At 40.9% G+C, this 22498-nt stretch carries 23 protein-coding genes; 6 read left to right on the top strand and 17 right to left on the bottom strand.

Going from position 1 to position 22498, the window contains the following annotated elements:
- Position 1: 1 nt before the first annotated feature.
- The 12 genes from AC6JA8_RS02470 to AC6JA8_RS02415 form a co-directional block, all read right to left on the bottom strand.
- Positions 2–1534, bottom strand: a complete 1533-nt coding sequence (locus tag AC6JA8_RS02470; protein WP_497975614.1) for a hypothetical protein — start codon at positions 1532–1534, stop codon at positions 2–4.
- Positions 1535–1587: 53 nt separating this feature from the next.
- A complete protein-coding gene (locus AC6JA8_RS02465) occupies positions 1588–2172 on the bottom strand; it encodes a MotE family protein (RefSeq protein ID WP_497975613.1) in 585 nt (194 codons plus the stop codon).
- A gap of 8 nt (positions 2173–2180) precedes the next feature.
- Complete coding sequence (gene fliJ, locus AC6JA8_RS02460; RefSeq protein ID WP_102242278.1) at positions 2181–2633, bottom strand: flagellar export protein FliJ; 453 nt, start codon at positions 2631–2633, stop codon at positions 2181–2183.
- A gap of 8 nt (positions 2634–2641) precedes the next feature.
- Positions 2642–3991, bottom strand: a complete 1350-nt coding sequence (locus AC6JA8_RS02455) for a FliI/YscN family ATPase (RefSeq protein WP_102242277.1) — start codon at positions 3989–3991, stop codon at positions 2642–2644.
- An 11-nt stretch (positions 3992–4002) separates the two neighbouring features.
- Entirely contained in the window at positions 4003–4806 is an 804-nt protein-coding gene (locus AC6JA8_RS02450) for a FliH/SctL family protein (protein ID WP_497975612.1), read from the bottom strand.
- A gap of 24 nt (positions 4807–4830) precedes the next feature.
- On the bottom strand, positions 4831–5871 hold the full coding sequence (gene fliG / locus AC6JA8_RS02445) for a flagellar motor switch protein FliG (protein WP_243733581.1): 1041 nt from the start codon (positions 5869–5871) through the stop codon (positions 4831–4833).
- A gap of 24 nt (positions 5872–5895) precedes the next feature.
- Positions 5896–7584 (bottom strand): flagellar basal-body MS-ring/collar protein FliF, encoded by a 1689-nt coding sequence (gene fliF, locus AC6JA8_RS02440; RefSeq protein WP_158649533.1) that lies wholly within the window; start codon positions 7582–7584, stop codon positions 5896–5898.
- A gap of 95 nt (positions 7585–7679) precedes the next feature.
- Positions 7680–8045 (bottom strand): flagellar hook-basal body complex protein FliE, encoded by a 366-nt coding sequence (gene fliE, locus AC6JA8_RS02435; protein ID WP_491633925.1) that lies wholly within the window; start codon positions 8043–8045, stop codon positions 7680–7682.
- 113 nt (positions 8046–8158) lie between these two features.
- Positions 8159–8599, bottom strand: coding sequence for a flagellar basal body rod protein FlgC (gene flgC / locus AC6JA8_RS02430; RefSeq protein ID WP_102242273.1), 441 nt, complete (start codon positions 8597–8599; stop codon positions 8159–8161).
- A 14-nt stretch (positions 8600–8613) separates the two neighbouring features.
- Positions 8614–9021: a flagellar basal body rod protein FlgB gene (gene flgB, locus AC6JA8_RS02425; RefSeq protein ID WP_102242272.1), complete on the bottom strand. Its 408-nt coding sequence runs from the start codon at positions 9019–9021 to the stop codon at positions 8614–8616.
- A gap of 23 nt (positions 9022–9044) precedes the next feature.
- Positions 9045–9974 carry a sigma-54-dependent transcriptional regulator gene (locus AC6JA8_RS02420; protein WP_497975611.1) on the bottom strand — a complete coding sequence of 310 codons (930 nt, stop codon included), beginning with the start codon at positions 9972–9974 and terminating at the stop codon, positions 9045–9047.
- Between the two features lie 43 nt (positions 9975–10017).
- Positions 10018–12864, bottom strand: coding sequence for a tetratricopeptide repeat protein (locus tag AC6JA8_RS02415; protein ID WP_497975610.1), 2847 nt, complete (start codon positions 12862–12864; stop codon positions 10018–10020).
- Positions 12865–13108: 244 nt separating this feature from the next.
- Here AC6JA8_RS02415 and AC6JA8_RS02410 point away from each other — a divergent pair, with 244 nt between their 5' ends.
- The 4 genes from AC6JA8_RS02410 to AC6JA8_RS02395 are packed head-to-tail and all read left to right on the top strand — an operon-like array spanning position 13109 to position 15941.
- Positions 13109–13603: a hypothetical protein gene (locus AC6JA8_RS02410; RefSeq protein ID WP_497975609.1), complete on the top strand. Its 495-nt coding sequence runs from the start codon at positions 13109–13111 to the stop codon at positions 13601–13603.
- Positions 13604–14398: an MlaE family ABC transporter permease gene (locus tag AC6JA8_RS02405; protein WP_208107777.1), complete on the top strand. Its 795-nt coding sequence runs from the start codon at positions 13604–13606 to the stop codon at positions 14396–14398. It abuts the gene before it with no gap.
- Between the two features lies 1 nt (position 14399).
- Complete coding sequence (locus AC6JA8_RS02400; protein WP_497975608.1) at positions 14400–15134, top strand: ABC transporter ATP-binding protein; 735 nt, start codon at positions 14400–14402, stop codon at positions 15132–15134.
- A 3-nt stretch (positions 15135–15137) separates the two neighbouring features.
- A complete protein-coding gene (locus tag AC6JA8_RS02395) occupies positions 15138–15941 on the top strand; it encodes an MlaD family protein (protein WP_497975607.1) in 804 nt (267 codons plus the stop codon).
- Position 15942: 1 nt separating this feature from the next.
- On the opposite strand, the gene AC6JA8_RS02390 is transcribed toward AC6JA8_RS02395, so the two are convergent.
- Positions 15943–16695, bottom strand: a complete 753-nt coding sequence (locus AC6JA8_RS02390; RefSeq protein WP_497975606.1) for a hypothetical protein — start codon at positions 16693–16695, stop codon at positions 15943–15945.
- Positions 16696–16883: 188 nt separating this feature from the next.
- Here AC6JA8_RS02390 and AC6JA8_RS02385 point away from each other — a divergent pair, with 188 nt between their 5' ends.
- On the top strand, positions 16884–17528 hold the full coding sequence (locus AC6JA8_RS02385) for a c-type cytochrome (RefSeq protein WP_497975605.1): 645 nt from the start codon (positions 16884–16886) through the stop codon (positions 17526–17528).
- A gap of 54 nt (positions 17529–17582) precedes the next feature.
- On the opposite strand, the gene AC6JA8_RS02380 is transcribed toward AC6JA8_RS02385, so the two are convergent.
- The 4 genes from AC6JA8_RS02380 to AC6JA8_RS02365 all read right to left on the bottom strand — a co-directional run bounded on the left by AC6JA8_RS02380 (position 17583) and on the right by AC6JA8_RS02365 (position 21522).
- Positions 17583–18011, bottom strand: coding sequence for a hypothetical protein (locus AC6JA8_RS02380; RefSeq protein WP_497975604.1), 429 nt, complete (start codon positions 18009–18011; stop codon positions 17583–17585).
- Between the two features lie 80 nt (positions 18012–18091).
- Positions 18092–19678 carry a sigma-54-dependent transcriptional regulator gene (locus AC6JA8_RS02375; RefSeq protein WP_497975603.1) on the bottom strand — a complete coding sequence of 529 codons (1587 nt, stop codon included), beginning with the start codon at positions 19676–19678 and terminating at the stop codon, positions 18092–18094.
- Between the two features lie 407 nt (positions 19679–20085).
- Positions 20086–20493 carry a hypothetical protein gene (locus tag AC6JA8_RS02370; protein ID WP_497975602.1) on the bottom strand — a complete coding sequence of 136 codons (408 nt, stop codon included), beginning with the start codon at positions 20491–20493 and terminating at the stop codon, positions 20086–20088.
- Between the two features lie 165 nt (positions 20494–20658).
- Positions 20659–21522 (bottom strand): LysR family transcriptional regulator, encoded by an 864-nt coding sequence (locus AC6JA8_RS02365; RefSeq protein WP_497975601.1) that lies wholly within the window; start codon positions 21520–21522, stop codon positions 20659–20661.
- A gap of 91 nt (positions 21523–21613) precedes the next feature.
- On the opposite strand from AC6JA8_RS02365, the gene AC6JA8_RS02360 reads away from it, so the two are divergent.
- A complete protein-coding gene (locus tag AC6JA8_RS02360) occupies positions 21614–22498 on the top strand; it encodes a S1/P1 nuclease (RefSeq protein ID WP_497975600.1) in 885 nt (294 codons plus the stop codon).

Here is a 22498-nt window from a genome sequence, read left to right as displayed (position 1 = left end):
CTTAAGCTCCGTATCTTTGTTGATTATCGCGGGCCTCTTGCCATAGCTCTCTTCTTCTCTGAGATCCATTTGACGAGTCACCTGAATCAAAGCTCATAAATTCTTTTGGAGCTTGATTATATTGAGAGTTTCCTGATTGTCTTGAATCATTTTGAGCGAAACTAGAAGATTCACCACCTGAAACGATTCTTAAATCAGAAAGCTGAATTCCTGCTTGAGAAAGATTCTTCAGAAGACCTGTCTCGTTCTTCATAAAGAACTCATGCCCTTCTGCAGTTGATGTCGTAATTTGCATATCCATTTGGTTAGATCCAGGAGCCGTTGGTTTTGTTACCTGAATCTTGAACTGTCCAAGGGCATCGTGCTTAACTGTTAAGTCGATACTATCCTGGTTTGCCACCTGGCTTTGCTGAACGTAATCACTGATACGTTTAATAACTTCTTCTGTATTAGATGCATTCATCTTAGAAAGATCTAGAACCTTTCCAGAATTCTGCGTTTGCATATTCTGTCCCATTTCTTGCTTTTGCTGCATTAAAGGAACGAACTGCTCTTTTACCATCGCAGTTTCTGCGCCGATTTTTAAATCTGGATTTTTTAACTCATCAATCGCCGATTTTGGCTTTGTTTCTTTGAAGGCAAGGTCTTTTGTATTTCTAATGACGTTATCACTTAGAAGATTTTGTTTTTGTCCGTAAGCCTTCATCGACTGGTTTAATTGTTTTTGCATCAATGCTTTTGGATCGAAATCCTGAGCAGCGTCGCCTACCAATTGAGCTGGAGCTTTTTCAGCTTTTGCTTCTGCCATGTTCTTAATGAAATCTTCACTTGAGAGACCAAGCTTTGAAACAGACTCAGGATTTGTTGCCAGAACTTTTTCAGTTGTAACAGCTGCGCTTCCTACGTCCTTAGACTTTGATTCTTTAATTAAGAAATCAAGAGCGCTTCCTTTATTGTTTTTTACTTCTTTAGAGTTAGTGTTTTGAAGTGTCTCGCCTTCAACGTCCTGAACATTTCCTTCTTCACCTTTTAATGTTTTTAAAAGCTGGTCAAGATTAGTTGAGGCCGAAGTGATTTTTCCATCAAGGGCTTCACCTTTTACTGGTGCACCTTTTTGTCCTTCTGCTGTAACTGGAGTTTTTGCCAGAAGGCCGTCGATATTTTTTAAGACTTCAGGAGACAGTGCCTGCTCTGTAGTAAGAACCGTCTGCTCTGTTTTCTTATCTTGTTCTTGTGACTTATTTTTTAGAAGAGCATCTACTTTAGCTTCAGAGTTTGAAGCTTTTGTTTCTGTGGCCACTTCACCTTTTAGAGTTTGTGGTTGAGCTGATCCTTCTGTAGATTTAGTTTCTGAGTTGCCAAGAAGATTTCCAAACAGAGAAGCGAATGCTCCTTGCTCTGCCTCTTTTCCTTCTTTATTTTGACCGATAACACCTGCAATTTTGCCATTAGCATTCACAGATGCTGCTGCATCCGTTTTCCCTGTAGCTGGAGCTACATTTTGTGCTAATAAATTTACTGGCAATCCTTGCATACGTTCCTTTTAATCATCCTAATTAAAGTTTCAACGCTTCTTGTTATATTAACTTACTTTTTCATTTGAAGAAACTGCTTTTGAAGTCGGGCAGAAACTTCCTTATCCATCAAGTTAAAGATCTTTGAAGCCTTTGCTGAGTCCAGTTGGCTTAATATCCTAACAGAAAGGTCGGGATCTTGAACCGTCAGTACATCGGCCGCGTTCTGTGGCTTCATTCCAGAAATAACATCCACCATCTGAGACACTCTTTTATCGGCCTGTGCGCTTTTTTCGTCAACACATCCTAAGAACTTCTTTTGTGAGTCCTGGAACTCCACCAGCTTCTTCTTAAAGTCGGCCTTGTTCATTTCTAGTTCTTCTGATTCTTTTTTAACAGCGAGTTCTTTTACCTTGATGGCCTCTTCTTTTTCTAAAAGCTCTTTAGAAAAATCCACCAAGTTGGCACTTCCCGCTTTTTTCATTAACTTTGTCGCTTCTTCAAGCACAGCTGCTTTAAATTCTTCTTCTGTGTATTCGCGCTTGGCCGGAGCGGCCGGAGCTGCTGGAGCTTTTTTAGCTGTCGCTGCATACACCAGACTTGCGACTGTCAACATAGCTACGATTGAAGTTGTATATAAAATTTTTCTCGTTTTCATAATATTCCCTAGAGCAATCCCTTAGATCCGTTTGATCTCATCATCAGAATTTCTTCGATGGCTTCCTGTTCTTTTTTATTTCTTTCTTTAGACCACTCGTCCTTCTTTTTTTCTTTGAAGTTCTCCATGACCTTTACTTCACCGCGGGCCTGTGCCAGTTCGGCGATTTTTTTATCGTACTTCTTTCTCAGAGACCAAAGCAGGTTCTCTTTATTTTTGATGTCTTCTTTTTTCCCCTGAATGAACAATGGGAAAAACTGTAACATTTGTCCTGCTGAAGGGTCTTTCATGAACGTTTCTTGCGCTTCATAGGTTTCTTCAATTGCCTTGTTTGCTTCAGCAATTTTGTCTTCAACAGCAGTGATCTCTCTTAGGATTTCTCCCAGCTCGATCTTGATTTTCTTTTCTTTAAACTCGCGAACCTTTAGAAGACCGTCGAGTTTGAATTTAAACTTTTGCATTTATTTTTTTACTTATTAATGTTTTCAGCTTTTCTTGCGATCTCAACCATGCGGTCAAAAAGCGCATCAATTGTTAAGAACTCTGTCATCCCCTGAGTTTGCTTCAGAAGAGTCATTAAATCGTCATAAATCAGCATTGCCTTATCAACCTTAGGGTTTGATCCCTTGGCATAGGCACCAACGTTAATCAGGTCCTCATTGGCCTTATAAGCGGCCATTAAATCTCTTAAGTGAGATGAAACAATTCTGTGTTCCTTCGAAGCAACCTTCGACATAACTCTGGATAGAGATGCCAGAACATCTATCGCCGGAAATTGGTTTCGTGAAGCAAGCTCTCTTGATAAAACAATGTGTCCGTCGGCAATCGCTCTTACCGCATCGGCAATCGGCTCATCCATATCGCCCCCTTCAACGAGAACGGTATAAACTCCAGTAATTGATCCTGCTCCAGTCTTTGTTCCTGCGCGCTCCATTAGCTTTGGAAGTTTCGCAAAAACTGAAGGTGTATACCCTTTCTGTCCTGGTGGCTCACCGGCCGAAAGAGAGATCTCACGGTTTGCCATCGCAAAACGCGTGATTGAGTCCATCATCAAAAGAACGTCAGCGTTCTGATCGCGGAAATACTCAGCAACAGTTGTTGCGACGTAGGCCGCTTTCATTCTCGTTAATGCTGATGAATCTGAAGTTGCAACAATAACAACCGACTTCTTTAAACCTTCCGGTCCAAGGTCGTGCTCAATGAATTCTAAAACCTCGCGACCACGCTCTCCGATAAGCGCGATAACGTTGATGTCTGCACTTGAGTTCTGGGCGATCATACCCATGGTTACCGACTTACCAACACCCGAACCGGCCATGATGGCAAAACGTTGTCCTTTTCCTGCCGTCATAAAGCAGTTGATAGCGTGGATACCAGTATCCAGGGCTTCACTAATTGGCGGTCTTTGAAGTGGGTTTAAGGCCACACCGTAGATGCTTCTCGCTTCTACACCTGTTTGCTCAATCGGGCCTTTTCCATCGATAGGGTTCCCTTGGAAATCGATGACGCGACCAAGGAATCCTTGTGAGATTTTAATTGTTGTTGTCAGGTCTTTTAAGTAAACGCGAGTTTCTGAGTTGATTCCTGAAAGTTCATCGTACGGCATGGCCATACAACGGTTTCCGTTAATCCCTACGACTTCACCTAAAGACTTATCTCCGTATTCAGTAACGAACTCAACGTTCGCTCCAATAGGAGCTCTTGGAAGGTTAATTTCAAAAACCATCCCTTTATTGGCAAACACCTTTCCAATTTTCTGGAAAGGAGAAGCGTATTCGTAATTTTTATGGATTGAAGAGAGATCAAGATTCTTGTCCATTTACTCCCCCCTTAGACTTTCGCCAGTACGTCTTCAAACAGTTTATCAAGCGACTTGAATTGTTCTTCCATTGTCGCGTTAATGATTCCGTTTTCTGACTCTACTACAATTCCTCTTGTCGTAACCGATGAATCGATTTCTACTCTCACATTCTTCATTTCACCTAAGCGGCCTTGAACATGGTTCAAGACATCCGGCATTGAAGCGAAATCATCTGCATTCACCTGGATTAAAAGATTGTGTCTTGCCTGCATTTCTAAAAGCAGTCTTTCAAGTAATCTTTCGATGTATTTTCCGTCGTCCTGAAGCTCTCTTAGAACGATCCACTTTGAAAGGTTTCTTAGTAACTGATACATTTCTGTTTTTTGATTAAACAGGATTTCTTCCTGAGTCTTTAAAACAGCTGTCACCATTTGTGAAAAGTCTTCAAGCTTCTCATCAACAGCGCTTCTCATCTGGTCAAAAATCTCTTCGCGCCCTTGGTTTACACCTTCATCAAATCCGGCCTTAAAAGCTTCGTCCTGAATTTCAGCAACTCTTCTTTTAACTTCTTCTTCTACTCGGTGTTCATATTCACGGTCTTCCTGGTCTCTTAAACCACGGAATTGTTCAACGATAGGGTTAACTTTAAACTGAGAGTTCTTTGCAAACTCTCTTTCAGTTTTAATAACTCTTTGGAACTCACTTTTTTCAATAGTCTGAGCAGCAGTAAGCAGAGGCTTGAACTCGAATAACTTAACAGACTCGTTCCCTTCTTCCACTTCTGTGAAATTCTGAAACTTGTATTCTGTAACTTCGCCGGTCGCTTTAACCATTTTATAAATTCCTTATTTAAACTATTAAACCAGAGAGTCACCATCAGAACCGCGAGCGATAAAGGCTTTACCTTGACCTTCAAGTTCTTTAACTTTAGCAACCATTTCAGCCTGTGCTTTTTCAACATCTGAAAGCTTAGTAGGTCCAAGTGCCTCAAGATCTTCTCTAAGCAGCGTAGCCGCACGGTTTGACATGTTCTTGAAAAGCTTTTGCTTGATTTCGTCTGGTGCCGTCTTCATTGCAATAACAAGCTTTCCGTTGTCCACTTCGCGAAGAAGGTTCTGGATACCTTTGTCGTCCACGTATAGAAGGTCTTCGAAAGTAAACATAAGTTTTCTGATCTCTTCTGCCAGCTCTGGATCTTTTTCTTCAACACGAGACATGATGTTCTTCTCAGTGTTTTTATCCATAAGGTTAAGCATATCAGCGATCGGCTCAACACCGCCAAGCTGGTTAGTGTCGATAGAACCAAGAGTAGAAAGTTCAGTTTTAAGTACGTCGTCAAGCTGAGAGATAAGCTCAGGAGAAACGTAGTCAAGGTTAGCAACACGAAGAACAACTTCCGCTTGCAGACCTTCAGGAAGACGTCTTAGAACGTCTACTTTTCTTTCTGGTGCAAGGTGAGCAACGATAAGCGCGATAGTTTGCGGGTGCTCGTTGATTAAGAAGTTTGATAATGTTCTTGTATCTACCAGTTCAAGAGATTCAAGTGTATTTGATTGTCCAACTTCTACGATCTGACCAAGAAGTTGTTTTGCTCTGTCTTCACCAAGAGTGTTGATGATGAAATCGCGTCCGCGGTTTTCCGCGAATAGTAAGTCGTTTTCTTCGTTTAGTTGCTTGTAAAAATCCTCAAGAACTCTCTTAACCATCCAGATTGGCGCGCGCTTTACGTTCGACATCGCGTTGATCATTCTCTTAACATCGTTATCCTTCATGTTTTGAAAGATAAGCTGGGTAATGTTCATTCCCAGTGAGCTCAAAAGAAGTCCCGCTCTGTCCTGGCCATTTAGGAGGCCATACTCTGTGTCGGGATCTAATTGGTTGTCGTTCAGTGCTGCCATCGTTTATTCCTCAATAAGGATTAATTACGCAATTTGTTTATCTGATTCAGAAGAGTGGATCATCTCGTGGATAATCTGAGCTGCTTTACCTGGGTTGTTTTCAACCAGAGCAATGATTTTTTCACGAAGCATGTTCCCTTCAATCTTCTCAGGGTTAAGTTTTTCTTCAATCTGCGGAAGAGCATCCTCAAGACCTGGTAGGCGTTGGTTGGCCTGAACTTTTTCAAGTTCTTCAAGTGTACGAGGTAAGAAGTCTTCCACTGTTTCGATCGTGTTGTCCGTAACCCATTGGATGAAAGGACGAACTACCAGGAAGAAGAATAACGAGATTGTTAATCCTACTGCCAGGTACTTTACGATGTTTCTGATAAGTTCACGGTTAGCTTGCTCTTTTAAGATGGCATCAGCTACCGTCATGTCTTCTCTAGCAAATTCCATGTTCTTGATGATCAGCTTGTCACCGCGCTTGTCACTTGTTCCAAGTGTGCTGGCAACGATTTGCTGGAAGTTCTCAAGATCAGCTGCAGACCACTTCTCATACTTCATGACAGGGTTCCCCTGCTTATCAAGTTGAGCTGCTCCGTTTTCATCTAATACTGGAACTCTCTTACCATCGATCATAACCGCAGCAGAGATTGCTTTTACGTTTGCCGCTGGCTTCTTAGACTGAGTTACTTTTGTTGGAACATTGAAGTTTCTCGTCGTAAGTTCTTTTGTTACGTTATTTTTTGTTTCAGCTACACCTGCTTGCGGCTCTTCACCTGGAAGATTTGCGCGAGCTCCAACCACTCCTTGAGGTGATGGACGTGACCCAGCAAGATTCTGAGAGTTCTTTACTTCAGACACAACTGCCGCGTTCTCATTGTCATAAGACGTTTCAGTCGAAACTGCTTCTGTGAAATCCAGGTCAACTGTTACTTTTGCTACAACTTTTCCATCTCCAACAACCTTGCTTAGGATGTCTTCGATTTGTCTTTCGTATTTTTGGTTTAATTGAGCCTCAAGAGCAAGTCTGTTTGCTGTTGTAGCCGTCATCGGGTCACCGATGTTTTCAGAAAGCTTCTTACCGCGGTCATCTAGGATAACGACGTTTTCAACTCTCATCTCTTCAACCGAAGAAGCGACTAGTGAAGCTACCCCTTTAATCTCAGCTGGAGTTAATGACACTCCATTATTTAATTCAAGAACAACTGAAGCAGAAGGAGCTTTCTTTTCAGCTACGAATGGAGATGACTCAGGGATTGAAATGTGAACGCGTGCGCGTTTTACACCCTGGATGTACATAATCGACTTAACAAGCTCTCCTTCAAGAGCTCTTTGTTTATTTACCTTCTGAACGAAACTTGTCGTTCCGAATGATTGTTTATCAAAAACTTCATACCCTACAGTCCCCGAGAAGCTTGTTCCAAGCTTCGCGATTTCCAGACGCCATACTCCAACTAGATCCTCTGGGATCGAGATTGTTTTTCCATCATCTGATGTTTGGTATGGGATTTTCTTCTCTTCAAGGATGATAGCAATTTTTCTTGCATCTTCTTTATTTAGATCAGTATAAAGAGTGTCATATCTTGTTTTAGAGGCCCAAACAACAATCCCCACCATCGCAGCTGCAATCATACAGGCAACAATGATGAAACCAAGTTTTTTAGTGGCATCTAATCCATTAAAAAATTCTTTGAAGTTTCTAACAATCTTTTCCAAAATATCTTGCAAGGGAATCCTCCTGATAATCCAATTTCACATCCTATGAAATCTTATATCGCCCTAGTAACCAGTAACCGAGTAACCAAAGAAGCAGTGATTCAAAATCACATCTGCATTCTCATAATCTCTTTATAAGCTTCAATCACTTTCATACGAACCTGGTTCATAGTTTTGAAAGCAATTTCCGCGTTTTCTACCGCAAGCATTGTCTCACTGATATTTTTAGTTTGTCCTGAAGCTAGTTTCTGAATCGCTTTATTTGCCTCAACCTGCATGTTGTTTACTTCTGCCAGTGATGAAGCCATGATTTCAGAAAAGCTCTGAGGTGCCGCTGCGCCTTGAGCTTGTCCAGCTGTTAGCTCATTGAAGTTCGGAAGGCTCGCCTGATCAATCGAAGCACTTTTCGTCCAATCCTGAGTGCTATATTTTGATAGCATCTTGTTCATGTTTCCTACGTTTTCAATCGACATCTTTGTCTCCTACTACTCTTCTTATTTATTTACCGAACTCAAAATTTCAATGTTCAACTTTTTACTTTTTCATCACCAGTCAAAATGCTCCACTGGAGCATTTTATCGGTAAATTAATTTCTACCAATCTCTAAATCTTTAATCGCCATACTCTTTGCAGTGTTCATGGCATTGATGTTAGCTTCATAGGCCCTTGAAGCTTCAATCATATTGGCCATCTCTTCCATCGTGTTGATGTTTGGGTAGGCCACGTACCCTTCAGCGTTAGCATCTGGGTGGTTTGGTTCATATTTCATAATCGGCGCTTTTTTGCTGTTGGCGATTTCCGTTGCGTGAACGGCCTGTGCTTTTTCTTCCAGCTCGCCTTCTAAAATCTCAGCAAAGTTCTCTCTTGCCGGCTCTGATCCAAAAACAACTTCTTTTGGCTGGTAAGGTCCGCCTTCCGCCGTTCTTGTTGTTTGAGCGTTAGCAATGTTCGAAGTGATTGCTCCCATTCTCTTTTTGTTGGCAGCCAATCCTGATGAGCTAATTTTTAAACTAGTTAATAAATCCATTCATCCCCCCTAAACTATTGCCCAGAACCGATGGCGTACTTAAGTAGGCCAAGTTTTTTGTTAATTAGCTGAACAGTGGCATCGTACATAACTTTGTTTTCTGCCATTTCGGCCATTTCCTGGTCGCGGTCAACAGTGTTACCAGTTGGATCTACGATTCCGTTTGAATCTTCGTAAATCTCTGGTTGTAAATTATTAAAACCACCGCCTCCAACATTGAAATGTTTAGAGTCGGTAGTTTTCATTGTTAATTGTTCATCTGTATCAAGAGCACGGGCCAAAGCTTCTTCGAAATCAAGTTTCTTTGCTTTGTATCCTGGAGTTTCAGCATTAGCGATATTCGATGCATGTAACTCCTGACGAAGCTGTCTGAACTTCAGTGAAGCTTGTAGGGCCTGCATTGTTTTATCGTTAATCTCCATCGTCCCTTCTCCTCTACTCTAAATTATCTTAGGTTAACGAAGTACGAAGAACCTTCAGTTCTATACTCGTTAATCTTGTTTCTAAGAGTTCTGATTGATACACCAAGGATCTTAGCAGCTTGAGTTCTGTTTTCTGAAGTGTGGATAAGTGCTTTTTTGATAAGAAGCTTTTCAGCATCTTTAAGCGACATTAGTCTTACACCGTCAGAGTCGTCTTCACTCATGAAGTTAACTGATTTTTTGTCAGAAACTTCGTATGCACTTTCGTCTAGTAGAGATGAATTGTTAGAGATTGAGCTAGAGATAACTTGTTTTAGCTCATGGATGTTGTTTGCCCAGTAGTGAGAATTGATTCTATCCATAGCAACTGAATCGATATCAACTGTTTGACTTTCAGTCATTTCGCTCATGAAGTGACGAGCAAGACGCTCAAGGTCTTCTTGTCTTTCACGAAGTGCTGGGATTGTTACAGCGTTGTTTGAGAAGATTGTATATAGACCACGGTAGAATCTTCCAGCTCCAACAAGCTTAGAAAGGTTCTTTGTTGTTGTCGCGATTAAACGAACGTCGATATCGTAGTCTTCAAGTTCATTGATAATTTTGTGTAGTCTTTTTTGGAATTCTTCATCAAGGCAGTCGATGTTAGCGAAAACAACAGTTCCTCTGTTGGCCGCTTCAAGGATCCCTTTATTGAATCTTCCAGTAGCATTGTCTCTGTGTCCAAGAATGCGGTTTTCAACTTCTTGTGCTGGAAGTGAACAGTCTACAAGCTCGAATGCTTGAGCTGATCTTCCTGAATTTTCATGGATGTAGCGACCTAGAGTTCTTTTACCAACACCATTTTCGCCAACAATTAATACGGCAGCTTTGCTAACAGATAAGTTTCTTGCTTGCTGAACAGCTCTTTCTACTCTTGCATCTGTTCCAAAAAGTTCTACCCTAATCGCTTCCATCTGACCTCCTGTCATACGAATCTCGCTTCCATCCTGAAGCTAGTTATAAAGTTCTTTCTTTAAGATTTAGTAACCCTAGTTCACTCTTAGCTAACTCTTTCAAATAGTCTGAGGTGTTTTTATCGTTAACCAGTGATGTGAAGATCTCTCTTCCTTCTTTCACTTTCTGGTTAGCCACCATCGCTTGCCCCAAAAGATAGTTCACTCGTCCTGTGTAAATCGACTTTGAGTAAGCTTTTTTGAAATCGTTAATCTTTTTTTCAAATAACATATAGTTGTTTAGTGTCCCTTTTCCGGCGGTTATTTCGATACCGAGGTAGGCAATTCTTTCCCGGACATTTTGAATATAAGCATTATCCGTGCCGAAAGAAGTGGTGTCATTTAAGATTGCCTCACTAACTTTCAAGAATTTATCAGTCTGCCCCAATTCGTAGATGGAGTCAGTATAGGCCCGGATCATATCTGCTACATCCGACGGGTCGTAAATAATTCTCTGATCTTGTTTAGAGAAGAAGTTCTCCAGGTGAGTCACTGCACCTGCATAGTCTTTCTGGTTAAAAGAAACCAGACCTTTGTAGTAATTTGTCTTATTGTAAGCTGGGAGTTTCTTCTCAAAAGCTGCAATATTCTTTTGAACCAGGTCCCAGTTTTTTAGTTTAATGTCTTTAACGATCACTAATTCGCTTAATAAGTCACTTGCCTTCAGCTCCTGGTTGCGAGCAACCCAAATAGGGAAAGTCCTGTTAGGAGTGTCTTTAAGCTTCTCAAAAGCGGCGTAAACATCGTCAAACCCTTTGTAGAGACCAAGCTTCACATAAGAGCTTCCCACTACGAAATTCATGTATGGGTCCATTGCCACTTTATCAATGTATTTATCTTTGTACGTCTGCCATGCTTTGATAGCTTGTGAGTATTCTGCTTTCTGGTAGAAGTCCGAGATGATTCCGTAAACAATCTCCGCTCCGTCACCGTCAAAAATGCGAGCGTCGATTTTCGCCATACCAATTGTTGGGATCAGGCTTAGGTAGGCCAGTGCTTCTTTGTATTTGCCATCAACAATAAGAGTTCTTAGACGAACCTGCTGAAGAAGTTTTGTTAAGTTCTTATCTGGGCTCGTTGCATTCTTATCTTGCTCTAAGAAAATTCTGATTTCTCTGTCGCGGTCATCAAGATCTCTCTTTCTCACACTTCTAAAAGCAACGTAACGAACGCGAGCTTCGTAGCTTACTTGTCCGTCAACTGAAGTATCGATTGCTCTTTTGTACAGGTCTAGAGTTTCATTGTAGTTTTTATCCATTAGGTCTGAACAAAGGGCCATTCTTAAGTAAGCATTTGAAGCTACATATTCATACGAGTAGTTCTTCGTGAACTCTGTATAAAGGTTCATTGCTTCCTGGAAGCGACCCACTCTGAAGTAAGCTTCAGCAGTGTTGTACATGATAACCGGGTCGATCGGCTTAGCTAGTGCGACTCTGTTTGTTTCGTAGAATGAAATGAGTGCATTTAAATCCCCGCCTCTTAGGTAAGCGTAAGATTGGTAAGCGAGAAGAAGCTGGGCCGGAAGGATCTTCTTCATCGTCTTTTCTTGAGAAAGCTCTCTGATCTTATCGATCTGACCAAGTTTTGCCAGAGAATTTAACATTGCTTCTGCTGGGATAATTGACTCTTCGAAATCGAAATTGTCTCTTGTTCCCGCATAATAAGTTTTAGCGATTTGAAGAATCTTAAGGGATTCATTCTTTTCAATATAATAACTTAGAAGGTATTTATAGATCGCCTTCTTTAGTTCGTAGTTATCTGATTTTTCAGAAAGATTTGTAAGCATAGTCAGAGCGTTTTTAAAAAGCTCTGGGTTTGGAACATCGACGTTTTCTCTTAAGATCGCGTTTGCCTTAATGAATTCTAAAAGCTCCCACTCTGCCGTTGCACCGTATTTCTCAGTGAAAAGCTTCATAGACTTATACATCAATCCCCACTTCTTCTTGCGGTATAGATTGATTGTTAATTGAAGGTGGGCCTCTTTATCGTCTTTTTTAAAGTTACGGTTAGCAATTGGATAGAAGATCTCAGGGATCTTCGTCTTTAAGTTCACTAATTGTTTGTAAGCCGGTGCGATAGGATCGTAATCCCAAACAAAAGTCGCTCCGTATCTGAAGTCTCTATAAGGTTTTTTCGAAGCCTCTTCTTCAGCGTCCAGCTCTGCCGCTGATTTTTTGCTGATTCGAGAAGGATCTACAACGAAACTTGAAAGAACTTTATCTGCTTCAACTTTCTTTTCCAGGGCAACGTCTGCTTTTGGCATTGGTTGCTCTTTTGCGATTGCAGTTGTCACTTTCGACTTCGCTGCAATGATTTTTGGTTCAGTTACTTTTGGTGCAATCTCAATTTTAGGTGTTGGAATCGACGCCGGAGCCTTTGTTGCCACTTCTTCTGGCTTTAAAACGGCTGCTTTTCCTAACGTAACGGCATCAGAGCTGTCAGTCCAGAAGTCTACAACGTACTTCTTATCTCTTTCGCGGTAGAAGCTGAACATTTCAACGTTTGCATCTTTTAACTCAATTTCTACGGCCATAGCATTAAGAGCATTAGCGCCATTAGCATTATCTTTGAATTGAATTGCATTTAAATACTGAGGATCAAGTCTTACGTCTGATAATTCGTTCTTTAAATTGTTAAATAGCTCAACATTAAGAGTCTTTATAACAACTTTATTTCCGACTTTTGAAAATTGGAGCTGGTCTCTACCGGTAAAAAGATTCCAACGAAGATACGTTGTCGCTTTTTCTTGGTCTAAAAGTGCTTGTGAAAAGGCATTATTTGCCAAAACAATGGCAAAGACAAAAACAATCGTCAAAAATTTGAAGAATTTTTTCTGTGGGCACATTTTCACGAAACATCCTGTTCGCATCAAATTGTCCTAAAGTTTAAGGCTGTAATTGTCCTCTTCATCCTGAAGTGACTTCTTATTGATCTTACCCTTTTTTGGATTTTTTAAAAGGAAAATTTTTCTCGCAGGCATAAAATGCCGGGTCAATTCCTTGACAGATGAAAGAAATAATCTATTTACAATCATTTAGAACAATCTTCTAATAAAGGTAATAAATTTGGTAGTAACCGAGTACTTTAGACTGTTTATGAAAAACTTCTTCCTTATATCACTCCTCTTTATTATCGCTTGTTCATCAAGTGAAACCGACAGCGGTGCTTATACAAAAAGCGCTACTGTAGAAAACCATTTAAGTAAAACACTCAAAGCTCCATGGAAAGAAATCGACAATCAAGGTTCAGACCTTGCTTTAAGCAATACAAAAACAAACAGCTTCTTTATCTTTAATAGTGCCTGCAGAAGATACGACCAAAGCAATCTGCCAACTCTTACGAACTCTATCCTAAGTGGCATCAGCAATGTTGAGATTTCAGAGAAGACCATCGTTTCTCATCAAGGAAGAGATGCCTCTCTTGTTATTGCTAAAGGTGCAGTTGATGGTGTTGAAAGATACTTCCGCATTTTAACAACTCAGAAGAACAACTGTATTTATGATTTCGCTCTTATCTCTACAGGCCAAAAGAACCTGGATAAAGATACACCTGACTTTAATAAATTCATTGAACTGTTAAAATTAAACTAAATGAAAGCATTGATCCAAAATACAATTGACCGAAGAATCGAAAAGGCCCGTGAGTTTTTTATTTTCATGGGCGAAATTTTCGAACTTCTCTACCAAACGATAAAATGCACTTTTAGCGGAAAGTTTTATGTCTCAAGACTAATGGAGCAGATCAACCAGCTGGGTTTTGGCTCAACTTCTATTACCGTAGTTATCGGGTTAACCATGGGTCTGGTTATGACCCTGAACTTTGGTTATGGCCTAACAAAATTTGGCGGAACTCTTTATGTTCCGGCCGTTGTATCTTTATCTCTTGCCCGCGAGATGGCGCCACTCTTTACTTCCCTGTTGGTTGCCGGCCGGGTAGGTTCAGGGATCGCTGCGGAAATCGGAGCGATGAATGTTACTCAACAAGTAGACGCTATTAGAGCACTTGGAACATCACCTGTCAGAGTCCTGGTTGTCCCTCGCTTTTGGGCGCTGGTTATTTCGCTTCCTTTATTGTCGGCCCTTTCATTTGCTGTCGGTATTTTCGGCGGAATGATTGTTTGCATGTCTGAATTCGACATCATTCCTGGCTTTTACTTTTTCAAAGTTTTTTCAACCGTAAAGTTTTATGACTATATGTCAGGGATTGTGAAGTCCGCGATCTTCGCCGGAATCATCACGATCTTTGCCTGCTACAAAGGTCTTCATACCAAAGACGGAACAAAAGGAGTTGGAGTCTCAACCACGTGGGTTGTAGTGACTGCTTCTATTTTGATTCTGATCACAGATTTCTTTATCAGTAAAATCTTCCTGGTGATCTGGGGATAAAATGAGCGACGTAATATTAGAGCTAAAAGACATTCATAAAAGCTTTGGAGACAACGCCGTTCACCGCGGGATCAATCTCACTCTTAGAAAAGGAGAAAGTCTCGGTCTTCTAGGCGGCTCAGGAACAGGTAAGTCTGTTCTTCTTCGCTCGATCATCGGGCTTGAGCGCATTGATAAGGGCCAGATCCTTTTTCACAACGAACGTTTTGATCACCTGGACGAGGATGAGCTGACCCCTTATAGAATCAAAATCTCCTACTCTTTCCAGAGTGGCGCCCTCTTTGATTCAATCAACGTTTTTGAAAACATCGCCTACCCTTTATTTGAACACACTCGTTTTAGTTACACGCAAATTAAAGATAAAGTCGCCCAGATGCTAAAACTGATCGACCTCCCGGGAAAAGAAGAAATCATGCCTTCAGATTTGTCCGGCGGGATGCAAAAGCGCGTGGGCATGGCCCGAGCCATGATTTTAAATCCTGAAGTCGTTCTTTATGATGAACCAACTGCAGGTCTTGATCCGGCCAACACCCTGAACGTTGTCTCGCTTATGCAACGTCTGAAAGAAAAAGGGCTGGCCTCTATTTTTGTTACTCACGACATCCCTTCGGCGTTGAGCCTTTGCGACCGCATCGTCGTTCTCTATCAAGGGAAAATTATCTTTGATGATACTCCTGAAAAATTTCAAGCTTCTAATGACCCTGTCGTTATGAAGTTTCATGTGCATAAGGAATAGATTATGTTTAAGCCATCTGATAGAAAAAATTATCTTATCTCTGGTATTTTCATCTCGGTCCTCCTGGTGGTTGTGATGGTAACAGTCTTTATGCTCAATAAAGAGAACCCGCTTTTTTCCAGCAAGGTTTATATCAGCACTGAAGTTAAGAGTGCTCAAAACTTAAAAGAAGGAGCAGCTGTCCAATTAAGAGGGATTAAAGTTGGAAGTGTTAAATCGATCGATTTTAAAGACCTGGACACTCTGGTCATTACTGTTGGTGTAACTGAAAAATACAGCACATGGATTAAGCAAGACTCAACAATGACTTTTAAAACTCAGGGGGTTTTAGGGGACAAATTCCTTGAGATCTCGGGTGGAACAGACTCTGCTCCTGGAATTAAAGATGGAGATGTTCTAGCGACCAATGAAGCTTCTCAAATTGATCACATCATCACTAAAAGTGAAGACCTAGTGGTTGCAGCCGGTAGCATTCTGACGAAGTTTGATAAACTAGTTTCAAGCATTGAAGATAGAAGATTGGATAAAATCCTAAGCAACATCGAAAGCCTGACGGCCAATAGTAATAAGGTAATGATGAGCTTAAATGACAAAAACCTTGGACAGTCGCTGGCAAATCTTAAAGCTTCAAGCGACTCTATCAGTCGCATGACAAAAAGAATTGAAGAAGGACCTGGGACTCTCCACGCGCTTATCTACGATCAAGGCCTGCATGAAGACCTGAGATCGCTGGTTGGTGGGGCAAATAGAAACAAGGTTCTTAAATTCTTTATTAGAGAATCTATTAAGAAAGAAGATAATAAGTAATCTATTTGTTCTTCAAGAAGTTCTGGCAATCGCCATACACTAAGAAACTCTTAATGCGCTCGACCTGGTAGTAATAGTAATCACTAAACACACAAAGGTCCGGCGCAAACGGGTGCGGATGAAAATCCACCACCATATATCCTGCTTTACATTCAGGTGAGAAAATCTGGTAGCGGTCATCTCCACCTTCAATTCTGTGCATTTTAAATTCTTTCACCGGCGTTTTAAACGTCATGTGTTTTTCAATACGTTTTCTCATGTCGTCTTTGCATGTATTTCTCGTGGTAAAAGCATCGACGATGGCCTCAACCAGCTCCTGCGAACGAACATAGACGGGCAACTTAAATAGATCCTTATACTCATTGATCTTCTTTAGGTCTTTTTTCGACAGCGGAGAAAAAGAACGAGATTTTTCCCACCCATAACCCCATCTCCATGTGGTTTTAATTTTCGGAGTCCCACCAAGTGAAACACCATAATAGAAAATGGTGCTTAACCATTTCCCCATTTTGTTTTTTTCCAGACAGGCCTTAAAGGCCATATCAGTCTTCTCTTTCTCTTCTGCTGTCCCCCCCTTCCAGTAATTGATATCGTGAGGAATACAGCAATTAAGCCAGTCATTATTGCTAAAAGGCTCCGAATCCGGAACCATTGAACAGCCATCCGACTCAAATGGGTTAAGCCTGTTTTCCTCTTCCCCAAAGGCCTGTGAGTTCATAAAAAGTAGTGAGAATGCCAGTAGTAGTGTTTTCATATGTCCTAAGCTATTGCAAAGAAACGACCAAACTCTCCATCTAAACATATCCAGTAGATAGTCGCCTGTCTCAAGTGTGTCTGATGCTGTGTCATTGGTCATATGCCTAAAAGATAAACATCAAAAATCACCTGTAAATTCTTCAATTCTCTTGAGAAGAAACCCTCTTAAAGGTACACCTAGCTCATATGAAAAACGTAGTGATGGGAACTCTTTTACTGGCCCTGGCCGGATGTAATTTTATCGACCCTGATAAAGGCCCGCTTGCTTTTTCATCAGGCAAAGCAATCATCAATCCAATCAAAACTGACACTGATAAACCCGAGACTGAAGTTGAAAAAGACCTGGTATATCTCGATATCAAAAAGAACCTTTTTGATATGAGCTGTACGAGATGTCACAACCCTGAAAACGCCGTCAAAAAAGGCCGTCTCGATTTAACTAAGAAGGAATTGATCTTGGAAAATTACGACGACATCATTTACCGCATGACTGATGCTTTCGATCTTGGCGTGGATTATATGCCTCCGAGAGGAAACCGCGTGTCCCCAGAGGTCATTAAACAGCTTAAAGCATGGAAGGCAGACCAGGCCTATCTCAATATTCAGAAAACAGTTTTTGAAGCAAGCTGTACAAAATGCCACAATCCAAACAACAAACGCCGAATGGACTTAACTTCGAAAGAAGTTATCGTTGAAAACTACGACAAAATCCTCTACCGCATGACCGATGCGTTCGAAGAGATGAACCGCCCGATGCCACCAATCGGAAAAGGCGAAAGAGTTTCTGCTAAATTAGTTGAAGAACTAAAGGCCTGGAGAGCTTCTCTTTAATTTTAAAAATTTAATGAAATAAAAAAGGCCGCTTAAGCGGCCTTTCTTTTTTTACTATTTTACTAGTTTGTAATTGATTGTTTCTAACCATGGGTGTGAGTGGCATGTATCGTTTGTCACTTCAGTATCTACAGATACAGCTAAAGATTCTGCATTGATTTCACCGTAAGCAAGTTGTCCTTTTACATTAAGCTTTGCAGAGATCCCGTCTCCACATCCTGATTCCCAAATATCAACAAGAACAGCCTCTGCCTTAAAGTTAAGTCTGTCTTCATTGTGGCGGCTAGTTTCCGTGATTTTTAGAGCAGCTGGAAAGCTTCCATCTACACTCACAACATCTAGTTGATTGTAAGTTGTTCCATCAACGATTGATTCAAGACAAAGAACACTTGGCACTTTGTATGGAGTAGCAGTTTCTGCTTTGTAACAAGTTGTTCCGAATGCAAGAGCTGGCATAGCTAATAAAAAAGCGATTAGTTTCATAAATCCTCCAATTTTTTGTTGGAGGACTTATAACTTAAAATTTAAATGATTGGTGTGAAGAAATGGTTAAGATTTCGTTACTAGTTGAGTTGAAGAAACCCTTTCTTTTTCATCTTTTCAATTAACGTCGTGCGGTTCATTGAAAGAAGTTTAGAAGCTTGATTCTTATTTCCACCAGTTACTTCAAGGGCCTGGTTAATGAGCGAGTCCTCGATGTCTGAAAGAAGCTGCTTAAGGTCAACACCCTCGTCCGGTAAAGAAATAATATTTTTATAGGCTTCGACGTTCTGTGGAGACGTCTTTAAGAATTTTGCTGGAAGGTCTGAAACTTTAATCTGGTTTCCACCTTTTAAGATAACAAGTCTTTCAATTAAGTTCTCTAGCTCACGGACGTTTCCTGGCCAGTCGTACCCAATAAGAAGCTCTAGTGTTTCATCATCAAACTCAATATTGTTTCTTCCATCCGCACTTACGAATTTCGACAGGAAGTACGAAATCATTAGCGGGATATCCTCACGGCGCTCACAAAGGGCCGGGATCTTAATCGGAATAACATTTAAGCGATAGTATAAGTCCTCTCTGAAATTTCCTTCAGAGACTGAGTCTTCAAGATTTCTGTGAGTCGCTGTGATGATGCGAACATCGATTTCAGTTGTTTCAGTTGAACCAACTCTTTCGATCACTCTGTTTTGAAGCACGCGAAGAAGTTTTACTTGAAGAAGAAGTGGCATATCCCCGATTTCATCCAGGAAGATGGTTCCTCTGTGGGCCATTTCAAAACGTCCCTTGCGAGAAGAGATCGCTCCAGTGAAGGCTCCTTTTTCGTGTCCAAATAATTCACTCTCTAAAAGCTCCGAAGGAATCGCTCCACAGTTTACTGAAACCATGTTGTGCGCTTTTCTTGGAGAAAGATTGTGAAGAGCATTCGCTACTAGTTCCTTCCCTGTCCCTGACGGTCCTGAAATGAAAACAGTTGAATCACTCGCTGCTACTTTTTTAATGCGTTCAAAAACCTGCTTCATCTGTTTAGAGCGTCCAACCATGCCACAGAAAATGTCATCCGGGCCTGGAGCTTCGATCTTAAACTTTGATTGGAACAAGTGAGGCGCTTGAGTCGACTGCGAAACAACCGACTTCTGGGCCATCGTTTCAGCGGCCGCAAAGGCAGAAGCTGGAACGTTTAATTTTTTAGTGAAGGCCTTCGTTACCAGGTCACTTAAGACATCCAGTTCAAAAGGTTTTGTTAAATAGTGAAAGACCCCTTTTTTAGTCGCATTGATGGCCGTTTCAATTGAAGCGAAGCCTGTCATAACGATTGAAACAAAGTGGTGTCCACGCTCTTTTAAAAGATCGATAAGAAGAAGTCCGTCAGAACCACCAGCTTCGAAGCTGATGTCTGTGATTAAGCAAAATGGCTTTTGGTTAACAACAGTTTCTGCTTTGATTTTTTTATCGAGTTCTAAAAGGCATTCAGTGGGAGTAAGGAAAAAATGAACATTGAGATTGAGCTTTCTTTCAAGGTATTTCTTAATCGTCGTTCCTAAAACGCGATCATCTTCGACCAGATAAATATCCGGGAGCTTCATTTGATTTGTCAGTCCAGACCCCTTTTGATCCCTGGTGGGATCTTGTTCGTAAGAAGTATGGAGAAATTGAAAATCATTCACTCTTCGCGTCCTTGAAAGAAATTATGAAATTAAAGCTTTACCAAAAAGGTCAATCCATTTGACCTTGTAGAAAAATGCTAGCAATGAAATGGAGTCAGTGTCAATTTCTCAACATCCAATTTTAAACGGGGCAACAATTTCCGACTGATTTGATAAGATAGGCTAACTAGCTAAAAGCTTGAGTTAAATTCTTTGTTATTCCATCTGGCCCACCCATCGCAAAATAAACGGCGATAGCTGTAAGACAAAATAAGGTTATTCCTACCCAAAAGTAGGCAATGTCTCGGTAGTCCTTCAACCAAAATGTATAAGCGAAGTGTAAGCTGATGAGTCCTGAAGGGACAGCCCAAAATGGAATGTATTTACATGTGAACAAAACGACATCAAAGATATTCAAAGAAGCTGCCTCATCTGGTTACTGTCTCAGTCTTAGGCGCTTCTGGGCGAGTGTTTTCCAGCTCAGTGTTTGGCTTAGCCTTTCTCTTTCCATCGAAGTTTTTATCAACCACTGGACCTGGAGTTTTTGTTGTGACGGCCGAAAGAGTGTTACTGCACGCAACTGCTTCCAGACTTTTTAACTCTTCCATTTCCTCTTCTTCAGCAGAGTTCATGCACTTTTTCACTTCTTTACACTGCTCCTTCTGAAGTTCAAGTGCATCCTTTTCCTTAACAACTTCTTTGCCGTTAATCACAACTTTATAAGTCGTAGGAATATCCAAATTGCATGAGCCATCAAGCACAGCAGGAGAACGCGAATTCTCTGCGTGAAGAGCTGAAGAGATAATGAATGTGAATAACAAAAATTTATTCATCATTAAAATGGTGCCAGAGAGAAGATTAAGGAGCAAGGGGGGAAGCATTGCCTCCCCTTAAAGTTTATTCAAATAGTTAGTTTAATCGCCCTTGGCCCCAAAAGGATCATCCATCGGGCATAAGGGGTGAATCGAGGGCCAGGATTCGTGCAAGAAAAGATGAAAAAACTAGAGAGACTTCAACTCACCAATGACAGACTCGATAAAGAGTTCCTGAGTTTTATTAAAGAGTTTTCCTCGTCTCTGATAGAGTTTCAATGAAAACTCTAACTTCTCGCCAGGTAATAAATTTATTAGCTGCTTCTTTTTAAGATCTTCTTTTAGGCTGAACTCTGGTAGAACCACTGCCCCTGCCCCTTTTAATGCAAGCTCTCTATGAAGTAACAACCCATTCGAATTGATTTTAATCTTTAATTTTGGATAAATCTTTTTGAGCTTATCAAACGTAGGAAGTTTCTTTACCAAAGTATAATCGACTTCACGCGACCCAATAAAGACCTCGTGATTTTTTTTAACTCCCGCACAAATAAAAGCGAGCTTTTTGATTTTCTCAAATTCAATGCCACTCATTTCTTCCGGCCCATAAAAAAAGAGGCCAAAATCAATTTCATCTTTTAGCATCTTCTCACAGCCTTCCTGCGCGCTGATGAATTGCAATGAAATATCTACAAGAGGATACTCTGCAAGCCAACGGGCCACAATGGGAGAGAGAATATGATGAGCAATAAGATCGTTCGTAGCCACTCTCAAGCGCCCGGCAACCTCTTCGCTTTTTTGTCCGATAAATTCTTCGAGCTTTTCAACTTTCAAAAAAACGTCTTCAGCATAACGGTACAACTCTCTTCCCTTGTCAGTGAGTTGAATCTTCCTTCCTCTCTTTTCAAAAAGAGGAAAGCCTACGCTGGCCTCAAATTTTTTAAGCATAATACTAAGAGCTGGTTGCTGAATTTTAAGCACCAGGCTGGCACCGGTTACGCTGCCACTCTTAGCGACCTGATAAAAGTAAGTGAGATGAAGCAAATTGATATTCATATATTTAATATATCATACATATTAAATATATATATTTTTATTTAATTCGAATCCTTTGTATCTAGTGGTGCTAATAAAAGCAGGAGGAGTTATGTTTAAGACTTTGTTTCTATGCCTTTATACCAATGCCGCTTTCGCCTGGGGGACTATAGGTCATCAGACCGTTGGAGAAATTGCCGAGCGCAACCTAACACCCAATGCTCGCAGTGCTATCACTTCAATTCTTGGGGCCGAGCGATTGGCCATTGCCGCTGTCTGGCCGGATGATGTCCGCGACGATCCAGACTTCGAAGTTTTTAAGCCTTATCATTATATCAGCATCGACACCACCGACTCTTACGACTCTCTCCCTGAACATTCCCATGATCCTAAGGATTCCATGACTGTTCTTACAAAATACCCTGCCCTTATTAAAGACCCTAAAGTTTCCCGCAGTGTAAAAATCGCGGCCTTAAAATATCTTCTTCACGTCGCAGGAGATGTTCATCAGCCAATGCATATCGGGAAAAAATCAGATAGTGGTGCCAATGCCTGTATGGTCATTTGGGATAAACAACCTTTCTCCTTGCACCAAATCTGGGATGGAAAAATCATTGATGCCGACATCAAAAGATTAAAAATGGAAAATCCAGGCATCCGTCAGTATAGCTTTATTCAATACGCTGATGACATCATCAAAAATAACTCCCCTAAAGATCTTTCTCTCAATTTTTCTGAATGGATTCACGAAGGACAACTCCTACGCGATGGTCTCTATCCACAAGGCCTTTGCTTAAGAAAACCAAATGAAGTTTCTGTTATTAATGACGACTATAAAAAGCAAAGTATGTCTCTAACAGAAGAGCGTTTATTAACTGGGGGATTAAGACTTGCTGCTCTTTTAAACGATCTCTTTAAAGATGGAATTGATCCTGGAACAAATGATCACCTTACAAAAAACCAAATTATTGATCAGCTCAGTCTCTCAAACTATTAG

The organism is Bacteriovorax sp. HI3 (assembly GCF_059738875.1).
The sequence above is the reverse complement of the archived record's forward strand: the minus strand, read 5'-3'. Positions and strand labels throughout refer to the sequence as shown.